The following is a 1,915-nucleotide window of genomic DNA, read 5'->3' as shown; positions in this document are numbered from 1 at the left end:
ACGACACCGCGCATGGTGGAGATGGCAACGACATGTTCGTCGCTGAAGCCAGCGACGGGAATGACAACTACTACGGCGATGCCGGCAGCGATACGCTCGACATGGCTGCAATCACAGCCAACCTCACAGTCGACCTCGGAACGGGCTTTGCGGGCCGGGGAAGTGCATCGAGCAGTCAATCGGGCAACGACACACTGTGGAATGTCGAGAATGTCGTGACCGGTTCCGGCAACGATACGATCACTGCAAGCAGTGCCGTCAATGTCATCGACGGTGGCGCGGGCAATGACACCTTCCGCTTCCTCTCCGCAGGTGATGCGGACGGAGATACGATCGCCGGCTTCCAGCCCGGAGACAAGATCGATCTAGGCGGTATCGATGCCAATGGCGGCGCAGGCGGGAACCAGTCCTTCACGCTGGTTGCAGGCTCGACCTTAAGCGGTGCCGCACAACTGGTTGTCACGCATGAAACCCGCGAGGACGGCGAATATACGATCGTCCAGGGCAGCGTCGATGGCGATAGCGGGGCAGAGTTGCGCTTGAGCATCAAGGGCAACCACGACCTGACCAACTCGGACTTCCATCTGTAGTCCGAGAACTGACGGCGAGCCGCAATAACCGGCTCGCCGCCCTATACAAATAACAAAAAAGGGGGGTCACGAGAATGCGTTCAAGATTTGATTTTACCAACCCTGCGAGCAACGTGGCTCGCCATAGGCCGTTCAAGCATCGCAATGCCGGCGTTTCCGGCGTTCTGGAAGACGCTAGCTTGATAAAGACGCTGCATCTGCCCTGGCTCCCTCTCTATCTCCTCGCAGTCTGTGCGTATCAGCCAGTTCTTGGCCGGCAGGCGCTAATTGCTGCGTTGATCATGGCGGTCATGACGATTGCTGCGGAAGTATTGACGAGGCGCCTCGCTACCAGGGCGTCCAAGAAGTGCCGGGGTGTCAAACAACAGGCGACCTGAACATATTGGATTTGAACTGGAAGCGTGGTCCACCCGCGGCCGCTCCGCCCAAAGCCTCAACAAGAAACGGTAAGAAAAAATGCGCTCGAAAACCCCATTGACTGGCACCAAGCGGAAAAATGCCGAGAAGCTGACGCAAGGCTTTCGCGGGATATTCATGTTTCTCTTCACCACCTCCGGCGTCATCAACATTCTCGCACTGACCGGCTCCTTCTACATGCTGCAGATTTACGATCGCGCCCTGACCAGCGGCAGCGTTCCGACGCTCCTCGCCTTGTCGGCTCTGGCCATTGGTCTCTATTTGTTCCAGGGTATGTTCGATATTATCCGCTCGCAGGTGCTGGTGCGTATCGGCGCGCGTCTCGACAGCAGGATCGCTCCGATGGCGCATCAAGTGGCTATCGACATGCCACGCTTTGGTTTTTCGACGGCCGAGGCACTGGAGCGTGGCCGCGATGTCGATACGGTACGCGGCTTTCTAGGCAGCCAGGGTCCAGTCGCGCTGTTCGACCTGCCATGGATGCCGCTCTATCTGATCTTCGTTTATATGCTTCATCCCTATCTCGGCGCCCTCACCTTTGCCGGCGCATTCATCCTGTCGATGCTGACGATTGCAACGGAGCTGATGACCCGCCGCCTGGCAAGCGCAACCCATCAGGCCGCCATTGCCCGCAACGGGATCGCCGATTCAAACGCCCGCAACGCCGATATTCTGAAGGCGATGGGTTTTGCCGGAAGAGCGGTCGATCGCTTCAATCAAGCCAATCAGGATCACCTCGAACTTCAAACACGCACAAACGACATCAGTGGAACATTTGGCGCAATCTCTCGCGTACTTCGCATGATCCTGCAATCTGCAGTGCTTGGCCTGGGCGCGTGGCTCACGATCCAGGGTGAGTTGTCCGCCGGCGCAATTATCGCCGCGTCGGTTGCCTCAGCCCGTGCTCT

The 1,915-nt window shown here is 58.1% G+C and carries 3 protein-coding genes; all 3 read left to right on the top strand.

Features of this window, described 5'->3' with window-relative positions; translation table 11 throughout:
- Positions 1 to 590, top strand: a 590-nt coding sequence (locus FHS21_RS30330) for a M10 family metallopeptidase C-terminal domain-containing protein (protein ID WP_183665858.1), incomplete at its 5' end; no start/stop codon positions are given.
- Positions 591 to 664: 74 nt separating this feature from the next.
- Positions 665 to 967, top strand: a complete 303-nt coding sequence (locus FHS21_RS30325) for a hypothetical protein (RefSeq protein WP_112551936.1) — start codon at positions 665 to 667, stop codon at positions 965 to 967.
- A gap of 79 nt (positions 968 to 1,046) precedes the next feature.
- On the top strand, positions 1,047 to 1,915 hold an 869-nt coding region (locus tag FHS21_RS30320), incomplete at its 3' end, for an ABC transporter transmembrane domain-containing protein (RefSeq protein ID WP_246411394.1).

This window comes from Phyllobacterium trifolii, from assembly GCF_014192095.1.
Lineage (GTDB): Bacteria > Pseudomonadota > Alphaproteobacteria > Rhizobiales > Rhizobiaceae > Phyllobacterium > Phyllobacterium trifolii.
Note: the sequence above shows the minus strand (reverse complement) of the source record. Positions and strands in the feature narration are given on the sequence as shown.

Bases quoted from the DNA above. Each gene is read 5' to 3' on its own strand.
- FHS21_RS30325 (WP_112551936.1), top strand. From the start codon at position 665: ATGCGTTCAAGATTTGATTTTACCAACCCTGCGAGCAACGTGGCTCGC.